This window comes from Christiangramia echinicola DSM 19838 (assembly GCF_000423065.1).
GTDB classification, from domain to species: domain Bacteria; phylum Bacteroidota; class Bacteroidia; order Flavobacteriales; family Flavobacteriaceae; genus Christiangramia; species Christiangramia echinicola.
In genome coordinates, this window is the sequence record NZ_AUHG01000010.1 from 898,464 (window position 1) to 916,984 (window position 18,521).

Annotated in this window: 13 protein-coding genes; all 13 read left to right on the forward strand. The window is 38.6% G+C overall.

The window, feature by feature from the left end; translation table 11 throughout:
• Positions 1 to 55: 55 nt before the first annotated feature.
• Entirely contained in the window at positions 56 to 2,344 is a 2,289-nt protein-coding gene (locus G530_RS0104675) for an NADP-dependent malic enzyme (RefSeq protein WP_026933427.1), read from the forward strand.
• Positions 2,345 to 2,433: 89 nt separating this feature from the next.
• Positions 2,434 to 3,015 (forward strand): Holliday junction branch migration protein RuvA, encoded by a 582-nt coding sequence (gene ruvA / locus G530_RS0104680; RefSeq protein ID WP_026933428.1) that lies wholly within the window; start codon positions 2,434 to 2,436, stop codon positions 3,013 to 3,015.
• Between the two features lie 26 nt (positions 3,016 to 3,041).
• Positions 3,042 to 10,175: a T9SS outer membrane translocon Sov/SprA gene (sov, locus tag G530_RS0104685; protein WP_026933429.1), complete on the forward strand. Its 7,134-nt coding sequence runs from the start codon at positions 3,042 to 3,044 to the stop codon at positions 10,173 to 10,175.
• 61 nt (positions 10,176 to 10,236) lie between these two features.
• Positions 10,237 to 10,617, forward strand: coding sequence for a glycine cleavage system protein GcvH (gene gcvH / locus G530_RS0104690; protein ID WP_026933430.1), 381 nt, complete (start codon positions 10,237 to 10,239; stop codon positions 10,615 to 10,617).
• Positions 10,607 to 11,005 (forward strand): VanZ family protein, encoded by a 399-nt coding sequence (locus G530_RS0104695; protein WP_240472127.1) that lies wholly within the window; start codon positions 10,607 to 10,609, stop codon positions 11,003 to 11,005. Before gcvH ends, G530_RS0104695 begins: the two co-directional genes overlap by 11 nt.
• Positions 11,006 to 11,036: 31 nt before the next feature.
• A complete protein-coding gene (locus G530_RS0104700) occupies positions 11,037 to 11,756 on the forward strand; it encodes an energy transducer TonB (protein ID WP_026933432.1) in 720 nt (239 codons plus the stop codon).
• Between the two features lie 110 nt (positions 11,757 to 11,866).
• Positions 11,867 to 12,589: an energy transducer TonB gene (locus G530_RS0104705; protein ID WP_026933433.1), complete on the forward strand. Its 723-nt coding sequence runs from the start codon at positions 11,867 to 11,869 to the stop codon at positions 12,587 to 12,589.
• Positions 12,590 to 12,705: 116 nt separating this feature from the next.
• Complete coding sequence (locus tag G530_RS0104710; protein WP_026933434.1) at positions 12,706 to 14,820, forward strand: gliding motility protein RemB; 2,115 nt, start codon at positions 12,706 to 12,708, stop codon at positions 14,818 to 14,820.
• An 88-nt stretch (positions 14,821 to 14,908) separates the two neighbouring features.
• Positions 14,909 to 15,811: a heme o synthase gene (cyoE, locus tag G530_RS0104715; RefSeq protein ID WP_026933435.1), complete on the forward strand. Its 903-nt coding sequence runs from the start codon at positions 14,909 to 14,911 to the stop codon at positions 15,809 to 15,811.
• Entirely contained in the window at positions 15,802 to 16,383 is a 582-nt protein-coding gene (locus G530_RS0104720; RefSeq protein ID WP_026933436.1) for a cytochrome c oxidase subunit 3, read from the forward strand. Before cyoE ends, G530_RS0104720 begins: the two co-directional genes overlap by 10 nt.
• Before the next feature lie 45 nt (positions 16,384 to 16,428).
• A complete protein-coding gene (locus G530_RS0104725) occupies positions 16,429 to 17,409 on the forward strand; it encodes a cytochrome c oxidase subunit 3 (RefSeq protein ID WP_026933437.1) in 981 nt (326 codons plus the stop codon).
• An 18-nt stretch (positions 17,410 to 17,427) separates the two neighbouring features.
• Complete coding sequence (locus tag G530_RS0104730; RefSeq protein WP_026933438.1) at positions 17,428 to 17,790, forward strand: cytochrome C oxidase subunit IV family protein; 363 nt, start codon at positions 17,428 to 17,430, stop codon at positions 17,788 to 17,790.
• Between the two features lie 85 nt (positions 17,791 to 17,875).
• Entirely contained in the window at positions 17,876 to 18,520 is a 645-nt protein-coding gene (locus tag G530_RS0104735) for a hypothetical protein (RefSeq protein ID WP_026933439.1), read from the forward strand.
• The last annotated feature ends 1 nt before the right edge of the window (position 18,521 follow it).

The following is an 18,521-nucleotide window of genomic DNA, read 5'->3' on the forward strand; positions in this document are numbered from 1 at the left end:
ATACTTCAAAAAATTAAAGCTTACTACCTTTGCTAGGCAGCCAAAAAATAGAATTATGAGTAATACTTCCAGAAAGAGAAGAGAAGCATTGGTTTATCATGCAAAACCAAAGCCAGGAAAAATTGAAGTTGTGCCTACAAAGAAATATGCAACCCAGAGAGATCTTTCTCTTGCATATTCACCCGGTGTAGCCGAGCCATGTCTGGAAATAGAAAAAGATAAGGAAAACGCTTATAAATATACTACCAAAGGAAACCTCGTTGCAGTTATTTCTAATGGTACAGCTGTTTTAGGACTTGGAGATATTGGTCCTGAAGCGTCTAAACCTGTAATGGAAGGGAAAGGCCTTTTATTTAAAATCTTTGCCGATATCGATGTTTTTGATATTGAAGTAGATACTAAAGATGTAGATAAATTCATTGAAACGGTAAAGAATATTGCACCAACCTTTGGTGGAATTAACCTTGAAGACATTAAGGCTCCTGAAGCTTTCGAAATCGAAAGACGATTAAAAGAAGAACTGGATATTCCGGTGATGCATGATGATCAGCATGGTACCGCGATCATTTCTGCTGCGGCACTCTTAAATGCAGTAGAACTAGCTAAAAAGAAAATTGAAAAAGTAAAGATCGTGATCAGCGGTGCGGGAGCTGCAGCAGTTTCATGTACTAAATTATATAAAGCATTCGGAGCCAAGGCTGAAAATATCGTAATGCTGGATAGTAAAGGAGTGATTAGAAAAGATAGAGTTAATCTTTCTGAGGAAAAAGCTGAATTTGCTACCGCTAGAAAAATTGACACCCTGGATGAGGCCATGAAAAATGCTGATGTATTTGTTGGTCTTTCCATAGCAAATATAGTATCTCCAGAAATGCTGAAAAGCATGGCCAAAAGACCTATCGTTTTTGCTATGGCGAATCCAAATCCAGAGATTGATTATCAACTGGCTATGGATACCAGGAAAGATATTATAATGGCAACTGGCCGTAGTGATCATCCTAACCAGGTTAATAACGTGCTTGGTTTTCCATTCATTTTCCGTGGAGCTCTAGATGTTAGGGCCACCAAGATCAATGAGGAAATGAAAAAGGCTGCCGTAAAGGCACTGGCCGAACTTGCAAAAGAAGCAGTACCGGAGCAGGTGAATATCGCTTATGGTGAAACGCGTCTTAATTTTGGTCCAGATTATATTATCCCAAAACCTTTCGATCCAAGACTGATCGCGAAAGTACCGCCCGCTGTCGCTAAAGCAGCCATGGAAAGCGGAGTAGCAAGGCAGGGTATCCAGGATTGGGATAAATATGAAGAGGAGCTTCTGGAAAGAATGGGTAATGAAAATAAGATCACCCGTTTATTAATAAACAGAGCGAAAACAAATCCTAAGCGAATTGTATTTGCTGAAGCAGATCATTTAGATGTGCTGAAAGCAGCTCAAATTGTAAGAGATGAAGGGATTGGATTTCCTATTCTTCTTGGTCGAAGAGAAGTGATCAAGGAATTGATGGCTGAAATTGATTTTGAAGAAGAAGATGTAGCTATAATCGATCCTAAATCGGACGAGGAAGAAGAGCATAGAAAGAATTATGCCAATAAATATTGGGAGACCAGACATAGGAATGGAGTTACCAAGTATGACGCTGAAAAGCTGATGCGTGAACGTAACTATTTTGCAGCTATGATGGTGAACGAAGGTGATGCCGATGCTTTACTTTCAGGTTATTCTCGTGCTTATCCTACAGTGGTAAAACCAATGCTGGAATTAATCGGGATGGCGAAAGGGGTTTCTAGGGTTGCAGCAACCAATGTGATGAATACTTCTAGAGGTCCTATTTTTATTAGTGATACCTCTATTAATATAGATCCGCCTGCAAAAGATCTGGCAAAGATCGCCCAGATGACTGCACGTACCGTTCAGCTTTTTGGTATGGAACCGGTGATTGCAATGATCTCTTATGCAAACTTTGGATCGTCTAAAGACCCAAGAGCTAAGAAGGTAAAAGATGCAGTTTCATATCTACATAGATTTCATCCAGAGTTGAGCGTAGATGGAGAATTGCAAACAGATTTTGCTTTGAATCGTGAAATGTTACAAAGTAAATTCCCTTTTTCTAAGCTTGCAGGGAAGAAAGTGAATACCTTAATTTATCCAGATCTGGACTCCGCAAATAGTACGTATAAGCTCATAAAAGAACTTAATAATGTAGATTCTATCGGGCCTATTATGATGGGAATGAATAAGCCTGTACATATTTTACAGCTGGGAGCCAGTGTAGAGGAGATGGTGAATATGTCTGCAGTTGCAGTAGTAGATGCTCAGGAAAAAGAGAAAAGACTCAAAAAATAATTTTAAATACTCTCAAATTAAAAGGCAGAAACTCAATTTCTGCCTTTGGTTTATTTTACTACATTTGAGTGTGAACCCAATAATTTTTCATGATTCATCATTTAAAGGGCCAATTAATTGAAAAAAATCCAACCTATGTTGTTATAGAATGCAATGGGATTGGATACGAAGTAAATATTTCTCTACATACATTTTCGCTGATTCCAGATTCTGAGGCGGTAAGTTTATATACCTATCTCCAGGTAAAGGAAGATTCTCATACCTTATATGGCTTCATCGAGAAATCTGAAAGGGAAATATTCAAATTATTAATATCTGTTTCAGGTGTTGGAACCAGCACAGCCAGGGTGATGTTGTCGTCGCTTCTGCCTAACGAAGTTATAGATGCTATAGCTACAGGAGATGTACCAACTATTCAAAGTGTGAAAGGAATAGGAGCTAAAACTGCGCAGCGCGTGATTTTAGATCTTAAAGATAAAGTTTTAAAAGTACTTGGAGATGATGAAGTTTTCGTCTCTAAGAACAATACTAACAAGGAAGAAGCGTTATCAGCTTTAGAGATCTTAGGTTATAACAGGCGTCAGGCCAGTAAAGTTGTAGAGAAGATCCTTAAGGAAGATCCCGAATCCACAGTCGAATCTATTATAAAACTGGCTCTAAAAAAGCTGTAAGTAAGTTGAGGAACAATTACTCAAAATTGTATTCACCAGTATACCTAAGTTTTCTTTTATTACTGGTATTTTCAGTGGACTCTGTGGCTCAGGAAACGCCCCAGGATACCACCGCTACTGGTTATGTGCTAGGTGATATTAGTCTTCCAGATCCAGATAGCATCGTTGCAAAGTATGAATATGACCCTATCCTTAACCGTTACTTCTATAAGGAAAATCTAGGGGAGATCAATCTGGGATTACCACTTGTCTTAACGCCTCAGGAGTTTGAAGAACTGATACTTCAGCAGGAAATGCGTAATTATTTCAAACTCAAAAATGATGCGCTTTCCGGGAGAAAAGAGGGTTCTGAGGAAATCCAGAAAGACCTGCTGCCAGATTTTTATGTGAATAGCAATTTCTTTGAAACCATATTTGGTGGTTCAGAGATCAATATTGTGCCACAGGGATCTGTTGAACTGGACCTGGGACTTCTTTATACTAAACAGGATAATCCGGCATTTTCACCCAGGAATAGACGAAATTTTTCTTTTGATTTTGATCAGCGTATAAGTCTGAGTTTACTTGGGCAGGTAGGTGAACGGCTCCAGATCACCGCGAATTACGATACTGAATCTACTTTTGATTTTCAGAATCAGTTGAAGCTGGAATACACTCCTAATGAGGATGATATCGTTCAAAAAATTGAGGTGGGTAATGTGAACATGCCGCTTAATAACTCATTGATCCAGGGTGCGCAGAGCCTGTTTGGTTTTAAAACTCAGTTACAATTTGGTAAAACAAGAATTACCGGGGTGTTTTCTGAACAGAAATCAGAAAGACGAACCGTAAATGTTGAAGGCGGTGCTACCGTTGAAGATTTTGAAAAATTTGCTTTGGATTATGATCAGGATCGTCACTTTTTCCTGGCGCATTATTTTAGAGATACCTATGACGAAGCATTGGAGAATTACCCCTTCATTAATACCAATATTCAAATAAAGAGAATTCAGGTTTGGGTAACCAACCGTACCAATAACATTCAGAATATACAGGATACCCGGAATATTGTAGCGATACAGGATCTTGGGGAAACAAACATTCCCGGAAATATAGGATTGGATAATATTCCAGGAGGTTTTTTCAATCAGCCGGCGGGAGCTTTTCCAGATAACCCTAATAACGATTTTAACCCATTCGGGATTACCGGTCCCGGTGAAACAGTTTTAACTCCTGCTATTCGTGATATTGCAACCGTAGATCAGGGGTTTGGGAGCGTAACGGTTTCTGAAGGAACAGATTATGCCAAGCTAGAAAACGCCAGGCAATTAAAACCTAATGAATATACCGTTAATACCCAGCTGGGGTATATTTCCCTCAACCAGAGATTGAGCAATGATGAGGTTCTTGGGGTAGCATTTCAATATACCATAAACGGGGAAGTATATCAGGTTGGAGAATTTGCCAATGATGGGGTGAATGCGACCAATGATGCTCCAGATCAAACACCAGATACCGGTACCAACCCGAGAGCCAGCCAGAACCTGGTGGTGAAAATGCTGAAAAGCACGATCATTAATGTGAATGAACCTATCTGGGACCTGATGATGAAAAATATCTACAGCCTTGGCGCTTATCAATTAGAACGTCAGGATTTCAGGATGAACATTCTTTATACAGATCCTCAACCTCTCAATTATATTAGACCGGTAGAAGGTACGAGCCTGCCAGATGATGTGACGGAAACGCCATTATTAAGAGTGTTTAATTTAGATAAACTGAACGTTAATAATGACCCAATTAATGACGGTGATGGGTTCTTTGATTATGTTCCTCAGATCACTATAGATCCACAAAACGGAAATATAATATTTACTACGGTCGAGCCTTTTGGTAGCCACTTATTCGAAAAACTTGATGCAACTCCTAATAGCGGGACTGAAGATTATACCATTCCTGAAACATGGAATGAGAATCAGCAGCGATATGTTTTCAGGGCGATGTATAGAACTACAAAAACCCAGGCAGAACAGGAGGAAGCAGATAAGAACAAGTTCCAGTTAAAAGGTAGATACAAATCTGCTGAAGTGGAGGGGATACCGATTGGTTTTAATCTTCCTCCAGGATCGGTTACGGTTACGGCTGGAGGTAGAATACTCCAGGAAGGGGTGGATTACGTGGTAAATTATGAATTGGGTAGAGTCCAGATCCTGGATGAAGCACTTTTAGCTTCAGATATTCCTATCCAGGTAAATACTGAAAACAATGCCCTGTTTGGTCAGCAAACAAAACGTTTTACGGGGATGAACGTAGAGCATCAGTTCAATGAGAATTTCCTTATTGGTGGTACTTTTATCAACCTTAAAGAACGCCCGCTTACACAAAAGGCGAATTATGGATATGAGCCTATAAATAACACCATTCTTGGAGTTAACTTCAATTATAGCACTGAAGTGCCGTTTCTTACCAGGCTTGTAAATAAATTACCGAATATAGATACAGATGTGATTTCTAATGTGTCGGTTCGTGGTGAATTTGCATATTTAGTCCCTGGTAGCCCGGCTTCTGATAATTTTGATGGAAAAGCAACTACTTACATTGATGATTTTGAAGCAGCACAAACGGCCATAGATATTAATAATCCGCTGAGCTGGGAACTTTCAAGTGTCCCTATTGGTTTTGGAGGTGAACTGGGTAACGGAGATCTAGGTGTGGGATATAAAAGGGCGAAAATGTCCTGGTATACTATAGATCCTATTTTCTATAGCAACAACCGTCCAAATGGGATTAGTGATTCAGATATTTCTACCTATGCTGCCAGAAGAGTGGCTTTAAGCGAGCTCTTCCCTAATATAGATGTGGTGCAGGGCCAGTCCCAGGTAGTTTATACCATGGATGTATCTTATGATCCTTCAGAAAGGGGGCCATACAATTATAATCCTGCAGCTTCAGGAGGAAATAATTTACCGAATCCTGCCGGTAACTTTGGAGGGATCATGAGGTCTATAAATACTACCAATTTTGAACAGTCCAATGTAGAGTACATTCAATTCTGGGTAATGGATCCTTATATCTATCCTGAAAATTCAGGAAATTCCGCAGGAACTATCAATTTTAACCTTGGTAATATATCTGAAGACGTTTTAAAGGATGGTAGAAAGCAATATGAGAATGGTCTTCCAGAAGGTGAAGGCGAGGCCAATACTATAAATACAGCTTTTGGTTCTGTACCCGCCGATAATTCACTGGTATATGCTTTTGATACAGATGATGCTGCAAGAACTCTACAGGATGCGGGTTATGACGGACTTCAGGATGCGGATGAATCTGTTAAATTTCCGAATTTTGCCGGTCTGCCAGATCCATCTGCAGATAATTATGAATATTTCCTGAACACAGAGGGTAGTATTATTCAGCGATACCAAAACTATAACGGAACCCAGGGTAACTCCCCAACAGAGGTGACCGATACGAATCGTGGTAACTCGACTTTACCAACTGCGGAAGATATCAACCGCGATAATACGATGAACACCATCAACAGTTATTTTGAATATGAAATTCCTTTTTTCCAGGGGATGAATATTGATAATAACCAGTATATAACCGATGTAAAAGAACTTACCACCACACTTCGTAATGGGCAGGAATTACCGGTGAGATGGTTACAATTTAAAATTCCAATTTTCGAACCTACAGAAGCAGTAGGAGGAATTGCAGATTTCAGATCCATAAGATTTATTAGAATGTTCCTTACAGATTTCCAGGATCCAACAGTTTTAAGATTTGGAACCATGGACCTGGTAAGAGGAGATTATAGAAGATACAACCAAAGCTTATTTGAAGATCAGGGTCAGATAGAAAACCCAAATACTCTATTTGAAGTTAACGCGGTGAATATTGAGGAAAATGAGAATCGTGAACCTATTCCTTATGTGCTTCCCCCGGGAGTGGAAAGAGAAGAGTTATATCAAAGTAACTCAAATATCAGGCAAAATGAACAGTCTTTATCATTAAGTGTTTGTGATCTTGAACCACAGGATGCCAGGGCAGTGTATAAGAATTTTCAGATAGATATGCGCCAGTATAAGAATCTGGAGATGTTCCTACATGCTGAATCGGTTGTAAATCAGCCACCTCTAAAAGATGGGCAGTTAGTAGCATTTGTTAGAATGGGAACAGATTTTAGTGATAACTTTTATCAGATAGAGATCCCGCTTTCTGCTACGTTATTTGGCGCGACAACACCTGAAGAGATCTGGCCGGAAGTGAACAGATTGAATTTAGAATTAGAATTGCTTCAACAAATAAAGACCGCAGTACTGGGCGATCCTGGTTTAAATTCTACAGAGTTGAATTTCTTTACCGAAGAACTCCAGCAAATAGATGCCGAAGCTCCATATGATATGGGTAGATTAAGGCTGGGAGTTAAAGGTAATCCTAGTTTTGGTAATGTAAGGCTATTGATGGTTGGGGTGAAGAATGGTACTCGTGTAGATGGAGTTACAGATCTTTGTGGTGAAGTGTGGTTTAATGAATTAAGACTATCAGATCTTAAGAATGAAGGCGGATGGGCCGGTGTTGTTAGTATGGATAGTAACCTGGCAGATTTCGCTAATATTTCAGCTACCGGTAGGCGTAGTACCGTTGGTTTTGGAAGTATTGAACAGGGTCCTAATGCACGTAGCAGGGAAGACCTGCAGCAATATGATGTAGTGACCAATGTAAATATGGGTCAGCTATTGCCAAAGAAATGGGGTGTAAAGGTACCGGTTAATTATAGCAGGGGAGAAGAACTAATTACTCCAAAATACGACCAGGAATTCCTGGATGTTGAGCTGGATACAAGATTGAATAATATTGAAGATCCTGAGGAGAGGGATAGAGTTGAAAAGCAGTCTCAATCTTACACAAAAAGGCAAAGTATAAATGTGATAGGCCTTAGAAAAGAAAGAGTTGGCGAAAAAACTCCTATGCCTTATGATATTGAGAATTTTGCATTTTCAACTTCCTATAATCAGGTAGATCATCGTGATTTCGAGATCGAAGAAAGTTTAGATCAAAGTGTAAGGGTAGGAGGGACCTATGAATTCAATTTCCCTGAAAAAAATATAGAACCTTTAAAGAATATTGCTGTCCTTGATAGTAGCGATTATTTTGCGATCTTCAGAGATTTTAATATCAATTACCTTCCCTCAAATATCAATGCGAGTTCCAATATCTTCAGGCAGTATAATGAACAAAAATTCAGATCGTTGGATCTTAGTGAAGGCGATATAGGAATACCAACCCTTTATCAACGAAACTATCTTTTTGACTGGCAATACGGGGTGAACTATAACCTAACCAGATCGCTAAGTTTTTCTTTTAATGCCAGCAACAACAGGATCATTAGAAATTATATAGATGATGAAGGTTTTGCCGATAACAGTATAGGTTTATGGGATAATTTCTTTAATGTTGGAGATCCAAACCTGCACTACCAAACTTTACAGGTTAATTACCAGTTACCATTAAGTAAGATTCCCGTACTTCGATTTATAAATGCTACCTATTCTTATACAGGAGACTTCCAGTGGCAACGAGGTTCAAGGATTTTCCAGCAACTTGAAGGGATCCCTGATATTGGAAATAGCGTTCAGAATTCTAATTCGCACCAGATTAATGCGAGCCTCAATATGCAGGATCTGTATAATTATGTAGGCCTGGTAGAGAAGAAAGCAGCAAGTGGAGCGAAGAGTATACAGGAAAGAAGCCGTGGGGTGCCAACTCTGGGACCTCCAGATGAAGATCAGGATGAAGAAGCAGATCAACCAAGACCAAAGACCAACAAAGGCTATAATACTTTTGTAAATGTGGTTACAGGGCTTAAAACCTTGCAGGTAAATTACAGAAATAGTCGTGGTATATTCCTTCCGGGATATACTGAAAGTATTGGATTTATGGGAACTTTCAGGCCAACGGCTGGCTTTACTTTTGGGTCCCAGAACGATATTAGATATATGGCGGCGGAAAGAGGCTGGTTAACCTTATTTCAAAATTTCAACCAGCAATATACCGCCCTTAAGAATGAACAATTAGATTATCAGGCTGGGCTTGATTTACTTCCAGATCTTACTATTGAACTTACCGGTAGAAAGAATTTTTCAGAGAATTATTCAGAAAACTATAAGGTAGATCCGAATACTTTGGAGTATCAGTCGTTGACTCCATATACCTACGGGAATTTCAATATTTCAACTATTCTTATAAAAACGGCTTTTAATAATTCTACTGAAGCGAGTTCGCAAACTTTCGAAACATTTAGAGAAAACAGGATAGAAGTTGCACGTAGATTGGCTTCAGAAAGAGGTCTTGATCCTGCAGATGTTGATGAGGAAGGTTATCCTCGAGGAATAGGGAAAAGTAATCAGGCGGTATTATTGCCTGCTTTCATTGCTGCGTACTCCGGGAAGGATGCCGGGGATGTGAAATTAGGAGCTTTCAGGAATTTTCCGCTTCCTAACTGGAATTTGAAATATACCGGTTTAATGAGGCTTGAATGGTTTAGAGATAAGTTTAGAAGATTTTCATTAAATCATGGATATCGTTCAGATTATACGCTTAACCAGTTCCAGACGAATCTCGATTACAACCCCGCAAATCCAGAAGAATTAAACCAGGCCGGAGATTTTAAAAATCCGGTACTTTACTCGAACCTTGTATTAACAGAGCTTTTTACGCCGCTGGTCAGGATAGATTTTGAAACTAAAGGAAGTATTCAGATCCTCGCTGAAATGCAAAAAGATCGATCCCTTGCTTTTAGTTTTGATAATAACCTTTTAACCGAATATAGTGGTAATGAGTATACCCTGGGGACTGGATATAGAATTAAAGATCTTAAAATTGCAACTGCTTTAGGAGGAAGAAGAAGAGTGCTGAGTAGCGACCTTAATTTTAGAGCAGATGTATCTTATAGAAAGAACCGCACAATCGTAAGGTATCTCGACCTTGCCAATGCCCAGACAATTTCTGGTCAGGATATATGGTCTATTAATTTCAAGGCAGATTATGCGTTTACCAGGAATTTAACTGCCAGGTTCTATTATGATCATACGTTCTCAGAATATGCAGTTTCAACAGCCTTTCCGCAAACTACGATTAGATCTGGTTTTACCCTCATATATAATTTCGGAAATTAACGAAGCCTTATTTGAACAATTCGGCTAAAAAACTAACTTTGCGGTCTTATAAAACAATACTATGAATATTCCACAAGAATTAAAGTACACTAAAGACCACGAGTGGGTTAAAATAGAAGGCGACACCGCAACCATTGGAGTTACAGATTTTGCCCAGGGCGAGCTTGGGGATATCGTATATGTTGAGGTTGAAACTCTTGATGAAACTCTTGAAAAAGAGGAAGTTTTTGGAACAGTAGAAGCCGTTAAGACAGTTTCAGATCTTTTTATGCCTCTTTCTGGTGAGATCATTGAATTTAATGATAGCCTTGAGGATGAGCCAGAGAAAGTGAATGAAGATCCTTACGGTGAAGGATGGATGATAAAAATTAAGCTGACAGATACTTCAGAAGTTGAAGATCTATTATCTGCAGATGAATATAAGGAAGTAGTTGGTAGCTAGAATATTATTGCTTTTTGCACTGATCTATACCAGTGCCATTACTTATTTCTCTTTAATAGTAATGGATTTCAAGGTTAGCGTTGGTGGATTTGATCCCACAGACAAAATGCTCCATGCCGGAGCATATTTGTTTTTAGCAGTATTGTGGAAATTATACTTTCTATTTAAACACTCTGATTTTGAGCGATATACCTCCAATTTACTATGGGTGGCATTCGCTTCTTTTCTATTTGGTATGTTAATTGAGGTTTTGCAGGGAACCCTAACCAGTTACAGGACACCCGATTGGTGGGATGTTCTGGCAAATTCTACTGGTGTAGTACTTGCTGTTTTCTTTTTTATGGTCATGGCGCCGACGGTAAAAAAGCTGAAACAGAAAGTTGCCTAGCTAAATTATAACCTTTATTAACTAAACTATTATGAAACCTAAGAAAAATCCGAAGGCTGACCTTCGTCGGAGATGGGTCCTCTTTCTTCAAATCGGACTCATACTTGTACTATTTTTAACTCTTCAGGCTTTCCAGTGGAAAACCTATGATACAAAATCTGCAGAAACAGATATTATTAGTATGAATGAAATGACCGAGGAGGTTCCCCCGGTAACTATCGTTCCACAGAAAACACCTCCACCACCTCCAAAGATTATAACCGATATTATTGATGAGGTGCCAGATGACAAAGATATTATTGAAGATCCAGTTGTTCCTACCGATCTCGATCTTAAGGATATTCCAGAGCCAGACGAAATAGAGGAACCTGAAGATCCGGAAGAACCTGTAGATATTCCAATAGATTTCATAGAAGAAGTGCCGATATTTCCCGGTTGCGAAAGTTTGAGCAAGAACGCCGAACGGAAAAAATGCATGAGTGATAAGATCAGTAATTTCGTAAATAGGGAATTTAATACAGATTTAGGGGCAGAGCTTGGCCTCACTGGTACGAATCTTGTGACAGTAATGTTTATAGTGAATGAGAAAGGTCTTGTCGAAGAAATCCAGACAAGAGCTCCGCATCCAGAACTGGAAAAGGAGGCCCGCAGAGTGATAGGAAAATTACCAGAAATGAAGCCGGGACGTCAACAGGGAAAACCAGTTCCTGTTTCCTATATTATACCTATAAGGTTTAAAGTTCAGGAGTGATAATGAGTAGTTTATAAAAATACCGTAGTTTTAATTACTTATTATCCCAGATAAATTTAGTTTTTTAGAAAAAATCTTTATTTTAGCAACCCTTAACAATATAACGCATTATGGAACCTAAGAAAAATCCGAAGGCTAATTTGAACAGAAACAGAACTTTGTTTCTTCAACTTGGTCTTGTAGTAGTTCTATTTATAACCTGGAGGGCGATTGAGTGGAAAACTTATGACCCTGATAATATAGATATAGGACAGGTAAATATGGACGCACTTGATGAAGAGGATGTGCCAATTACTGAAATGCAGAATACGCCACCTCCACCTCCACCACCGCCACCGGCACCGGAAATTATCGAGGTTGTGGAAGATGAGGAAGAAGTTGAAGAAGACGAAATTCAGTCTACAGAAACTAATCTTGATGAGATCGTAGAAGTGGAAGAAGTTGTTGAGGCTCCGGTAGAGGAGGAAGTTGAAGATGTTCCGTTTGCGGTTATTGAAGATGTGCCAATTTTTCCAGGATGTGAAAATTTAGGTAACAACGATCAGCGTAAAAAGTGTATGAGTGAAAAGATCTCTAAGTATGTGAACAAAGAGTTTGATACAGATCTTGGAGCTGAGCTTGGACTAAGCGGTATCAACCGTGTGATCGTTCAGTTTAGAATTGATGAAAAAGGTAATATTGGTCAGGTAAGAGCTCGTGCTCCACACCCAAGACTTGAGCAGGAAGCTGCAAGAGTGATCAACAGTCTGCCTAAAATGAAACCAGGTAAACAACGTGGTAAGCCAGTAGGGGTTATGTATTCTCTTCCTATTGCATTTAAAGTTCAGGACTAAGAAATTACTTTCGAAGATATTTAATCCCGGCCATTCGCCGGGATTTTTTATTTTATGTAAATTCACTTTTATAAAAACTGTATATTACACCCATAAACCATAGGCCCCTTTAGCGTATGAAGTATATTTTACTTCTTCCAATTTTATTTTTAAGTTTTCAGATCACCGCGCAGGATACTAATCTTTCTTCTGAAGTTTATCCTGAATTTCCCGAATGTGAGAATGTAGATTTTCAGAACCAGCAACAATGCTTTAATCAAACTCTCGTTACTTATGTCACTTCTAATTTCCAGGTTCCTGATGTTGTAAAGGAAGAAAATTATAAAGGTCAGCTAACCATAATTTTTGAAGTAGATGAAGAAGGAAAATTCCAGTTGATCTATCTGGATGCTGCGTATGAAGAATTAAAGGATGAAACCAAAAGGGTGTTTGAGTCACTTCCAGGCATTAAACCAGCCAGATATAATGGGCGTTCGGTGCATATGCAGTTTAAAATGCCGCTAAGGATACCGCTTCAGAATAACGCTGCGATACAGCCAATTCCAGAGGAAGATGAGATTGCTTTAAAGGTTGAGGATTCAAAGCCTTCTAAGGATGAAAACATTTTATCTGAATATGAAAATATAAAATCTAACGAAATTACCAGTCCCAGATATAATAGTGAGATTAATATCCCATTATCGCATGAGGTTTATAGCAGGTTTGATGCAGAATTCAATCAGATTGGTACAAATACGCATTCAGCTTCAAAACCTTTATTATTCAGTGAAGTGAATAGGTATTATGACTTTGAAGCGCACAGAGATGAAATGCTACAGGATCGTTCAACTTATGCGGGTAGAAAACTTTGGAATGAACATTTGGTTAGATTCCAGACAGATAAATACTGGTTTACTTTAGATCCAGGTTTTGACCTGCAGATAGGGAAAGACTTTGAACAAACTTCTCATGATTTCACTTATAATAATGGGAGGCAGTTTATAGTTCAGGGTGGTCTGGGTAAAAAATTTAATTTCTACTCTGTAGTATATGAAACTCAGGGAAGATTTGCTGAATATTATAATAGGTTCGCTGAATCTATAAAACCTGCCGGTGGCGATCCTGCTATAATTCCGGGGCGCGGAGTAGCTAAAACCTTTATGGACGACGGTTATGATTATCCTGTAGCTGAAGGATATTTGTCATTTACTCCTGCCGAATTTATTAATATCCAGTTTGGTCATGGTAAAAATTTTATCGGTGATGGATATAGATCATTATTGTTAAGTGACAATGCCTCTCCTTATCCATATTTAAAACTGAATACCAATTTCTGGAAAATTAAATATACCAACACCTGGATGTCCTTGCGAGACGTTCGGCCCCAGGTTGTAAATAGTGGGTCTTACAGAACAAAGTATATAGCTAATCACTATTTGAGTCTTAATGTGACCAAAAGACTGAATTTAGGATTTTTTGAATCTGTGATGTGGGAGAATGATAATGACCGTGGTTTTGATATTAATTATCTGAATCCGGTTATTTTTTACCGGGCCATAGAATTCGCAACCGGGGCAGATGGAGGTAATGCAATTATAGGACTAACCGGAAAATATAAATTTTCGAACCAGATGTATGCCTATGGTCAGTGGCTGATAGATGAGTTTTCTTCGGTAGATGTTTTTGGCGGAGAAGGGAGTTGGAAGAATAAACTGGGATTCCAGGCGGGGTTAAAATATTTTGATGCTTTTAAAGTAGATAATCTCTATTTGCAAGCTGAATATAACCAGGTAAGGCCATATACTTTTTCTCATAATTCAATAACACTAAATTACGGTCATAACAATCAATCTATGTCGCACCTGTGGGGAGCGAATTTTAGAGAATTTATAGCTATCGCCAGATATAAAAAAGATAGGATGTATGGCTCTGCAAAACTGATATTTGGAGAAAGAGGCTTCGATTTTTCTGAAACAGGAGAATATTACGGTCAGGATATTTATAGAAATGAAGAAGATCGTCCATTTGATACCGGAGTGCAGATTGGGCAGGGAAATACCACGAATTCCTTTTATTCGGAATTTGAAGCCGGGTATATTGTGAATCCAACTACTAATCTAAAGCTTTTTGCCAGCTTTATTTATCGCGATTTTAATCCGCAAACTAAAACCCTGACAAACTTTGAAAATTCAACTACATGGATCAATTTTGGTCTAAGAACAGATATCTTTAACTGGTACTTTGATTATTAATGATTTTCACCTCTGAAAATTAACACATTGCCGTCCTTGTTAAAACCCAATTAAGAAGTATCTTTGCGCCAGTTAAAAAAAAGCTTTTTTGAGCAACACTCGCGTACATACTTCCAGCGCTTCAATACTGTCAGATTTTAAGGAAATTACCAAGATGAGGTTGGCTATAAGTGTCGTCTTTTCCTCTGTTGCAGGTTATTTTCTAGGGGCAGATAATATAGACTTTGTCGTTGTTACGTTGCTGGCTATTGGGGGTTACCTTATGGTTGGAGCTTCTAATGCCTATAATCAGATCATCGAGAAGAATCTTGATGCGTTGATGGATAGGACAAAGAACCGTCCTCTTCCAGCGGGTAGAATGACGAATACAGTTGCCTTTACTATCGCGAGTATTTTTACGGTATTAGGGCTAATAGTATTGTATGTTATTAACCCTAAAACGGCAATGTTCGGGGCTATTAGCATATTCCTGTATGTAAGTATATATACTCCTTTAAAAACCAAAACTCCATTATCGGTATTCGTGGGAGCGTTTCCTGGGGCCATTCCTTTTATGTTAGGATGGGTTGCTGCTACTGGAAGTTTCAGTATAGAACCGGGTACTTTATTTATGATACAGTTCTTCTGGCAATTCCCGCATTTCTGGGCAATAGGCTGGTGGTTATTCGACGATTATAAAAAAGGTGGATTCTTTATGTTGCCTACGGGTAAACGCGATAAAGGAACTGCGATACAAGTGATCTTGTACACCTGCTGGACGATAATTATCTCGCTTGTGCCTGTATTTGGTGTGACCGGGAAGCTTTTCCTAACACCTGTTTCAGGGGTGCTTATTTTACTGCTCGGGCTCGGGATGCTTTACTACGCGATTAGACTTTATAAGGAAAAGACAGCAGAGGCTGCTAAAAAATTAATGTTTGCCAGTGTATCTTATATCACACTTTTGCAAATAATATATGTATTAGATAAATTTATTAGACAATGGATTTAACTCAGGGATCTGACGAAAAGAAACACGGCCGGGCAAAGAAGATGATGCTTTGGTTTGGGATAGTAAGTATGACGATGACCTTCGCCGGGCTTACCAGTGCTTATGTGGTGAGTAAGAACAGGCCAGACTGGCTGATTGATTTTGAATTGCCTATCGCTTTTTTATGGAGTACCATCGTGATCATTGCCAGTAGCATTACTCTTTATTTGAGTAAGAAAATGATACTTGCTGGTAATAGGAAAAATGCCAGTGCCTTTTTGATAGGAACATTGATCCTGGCCATTCTCTTTATCGTTTTTCAATTCTACGGTTTTAGCGATATATTAAGTCAGGGGTATTGGTTTACCGGGGCAGAAAGTACGGTGACTACATCCTTTATCTATATCCTTGTATGTGTGCACTTAGCCCACTTATTCGCAGGTATCATAGTATTATTGGTTCTAATTTATAACCATTTTAAACAACGCTATAAGGCAGGGCAAATGCTTGGCTTTGAGCTTGGTGAGACATTCTGGCACTTCGTTGATGTGCTTTGGATATTTTTGATTTTGTTTTTCTATTTCTATAGATAATAAAAATACGTATTTTTGCGCATCCTTTAACATTAAAATACTTCTATGGAGGCTACTGTCGTTAGAACAGGCACAGAAGGAAAAACCTGGGGTGGTGGTAATGAACCACTAAAAGCAAGTTACGGAAAAATGATGATGTGGTTTTTCATCCTTTCCGATGCTTTAACATTTTCAGGATTCCTTGCCGCTTATGGTTTTTCAAGATTTAAATTCATCGATTCATGGCCAATCGCAGATGAAGTGTTCAATCACTTTCCGTTTTTGCATGGTGTAGATGCGCCAATGTACTATGTGGCGTTGATGACTTTTATTCTTATTTTCTCTTCTGTAACTATGGTACTTGCGGTAGACGCTGGTCATCATATGAAGAAAGGAAAAGTTACAATTTATATGTTCCTTACCATAATTGGTGGTGCTATTTTCGTAGGGTCTCAGGCCTGGGAGTGGAAAAACTTCATTAGCGGAGAGTACGGAGCGGTAACAACAAACGGAGGTAATATACTTCAGTTTGTGGACAGTGATGGTGAGCGTGTAGCTCTGTCAGATATTGCTGTTCCAATTGCTGGAGATAGAGTTGAGCATGAAAGTAATACCGGTATTTGGTTTGATGCTGGCGAGGATCTTCCAACTTATAGTCTTGATGAGATAAAAGCTGGATTCATTCAAAATGAAGGGCTGCTTATTAGAACTCAGAAACTAACTGAAGACGGGAAAAAGACAATTCTTTCTAGAGAAGAATCTTTGATGAAACTTAATAATGATGCGAATGGAACTGTAGAAGGCGCGAACCTTACTCATAATGAATATGGGGCTCCATTGTTCGCAGATTTCTTCTTCTTTATTACAGGATTTCACGGGTTCCACGTACTTTCAGGAGTTATCATTAATATTATCATCTTCTTTAACGTGATCATAGGTACTTATGACCGACGTGGAAGTTACGAGATGGTAGAGAAAGTTGGACTTTACTGGCACTTTGTAGACCTTGTATGGGTATTTGTATTTACATTCTTTTACCTGGTTTAATACGGAAATAAAATTATTATGGCTCACGATACTACACATTCTAACGGATCGGCAACCAGAAGGATCTGGATAGTTTTTGCAATACTCTCAGTAGTAACAATTGTAGAGGTTATTCTAGGGATCATAAAACCTGTATTCCTAACAGATACATTTCTTCTTGGAATGAGGTTGCTTAACTGGATCTTTATTATACTTACTATTTATAAGGCTTATTATATTGCCTGGGCATTTATGCACCTTGAGCATGAAACAAAAGGCCTGAGACGTGCAATTGTATGGACAGCGATCTTCCTGATATCTTATTTGATATTTATTCTCTTAACTGAAGGTGGCTACATTTACGATGTATATAAAAACGGGCATACGGCCTGGGACTTCTAAGAAAAGTTAAAAGCATTAGAAAAGACGGTTTTATTAAACCGTCTTTTTATTTTTGTAGCCCTTTGTAAAACTGGTATTTCTGCTTATGAAAAAGTTTCTGGTACTAGGTATTCTATTTGCCCTGCCTATAACTGCATATTTGTTTTTTGCCTCTGGAAAGAACAATTTTGCCAAATTACCTGTTCTTACTGAAAATGTGCAGGACATAACTTCTTTTGAATCCAATTCCGGCGATCCTATAAGTTTTAAAGAGCATATTAGTATCGTAGCCTTTTTCGGTTCAGATCTTGAAAATATTAAGGGTAATACCTTCAATCTTGATAAAAAGATCCTGGAGAAATATTACGATTTTGATGATTTTCAGTTTGTCATTATTCTGCCTGAAGAAACTAAAGAGGAAACCAGTGCTTTTGTAGAGGAATTTAAAAAGATCAGCGAATCTTCTAAATGGAAGATAGCGTATTCAACCCGTGAAAATATTCAGGAAGTATTCAATTCATTTGAAACCCCACATGCATTAGATACAGATGATCATACCCCATACGTCTTCATTGTAGATAAAGATGCAAATCTTCGAGGTAGAGATGATGATGAGGATCATGGAAAGTTATTTGGATACGACTCCAGAGACGTAGCCGAGCTAAATAATAAAATGAACGATGATGTAAAGGTTATTCTAGCTGAATATCGTCTTGCTTTGAAAAGGAATAATCCTGAAACAAAGAAATAAT

Bases quoted from the DNA above. Each gene is read 5' to 3' on its own strand.
- G530_RS0104700 (WP_026933432.1), top strand. From the start codon at position 11,037: ATGAAACCTAAGAAAAATCCGAAGGCTGACCTTCGTCGGAGATGGGTC.
- G530_RS0104705 (WP_026933433.1), top strand. From the start codon at position 11,867: ATGGAACCTAAGAAAAATCCGAAGGCTAATTTGAACAGAAACAGAACT.
- ruvA (WP_026933428.1), top strand. From the start codon at position 2,434: ATGATTCATCATTTAAAGGGCCAATTAATTGAAAAAAATCCAACCTAT.
- G530_RS0104710 (WP_026933434.1), top strand. From the start codon at position 12,706: ATGAAGTATATTTTACTTCTTCCAATTTTATTTTTAAGTTTTCAGATC.
- G530_RS0104725 (WP_026933437.1), top strand. From the start codon at position 16,429: ATGGAGGCTACTGTCGTTAGAACAGGCACAGAAGGAAAAACCTGGGGT.
- G530_RS0104730 (WP_026933438.1), top strand. From the start codon at position 17,428: ATGGCTCACGATACTACACATTCTAACGGATCGGCAACCAGAAGGATC.
- G530_RS0104720 (WP_026933436.1), top strand. From the start codon at position 15,802: ATGGATTTAACTCAGGGATCTGACGAAAAGAAACACGGCCGGGCAAAG.
- G530_RS0104735 (WP_026933439.1), top strand. From the start codon at position 17,876: ATGAAAAAGTTTCTGGTACTAGGTATTCTATTTGCCCTGCCTATAACT.
- gcvH (WP_026933430.1), top strand. From the start codon at position 10,237: ATGAATATTCCACAAGAATTAAAGTACACTAAAGACCACGAGTGGGTT.
- G530_RS0104675 (WP_026933427.1), top strand. From the start codon at position 56: ATGAGTAATACTTCCAGAAAGAGAAGAGAAGCATTGGTTTATCATGCA.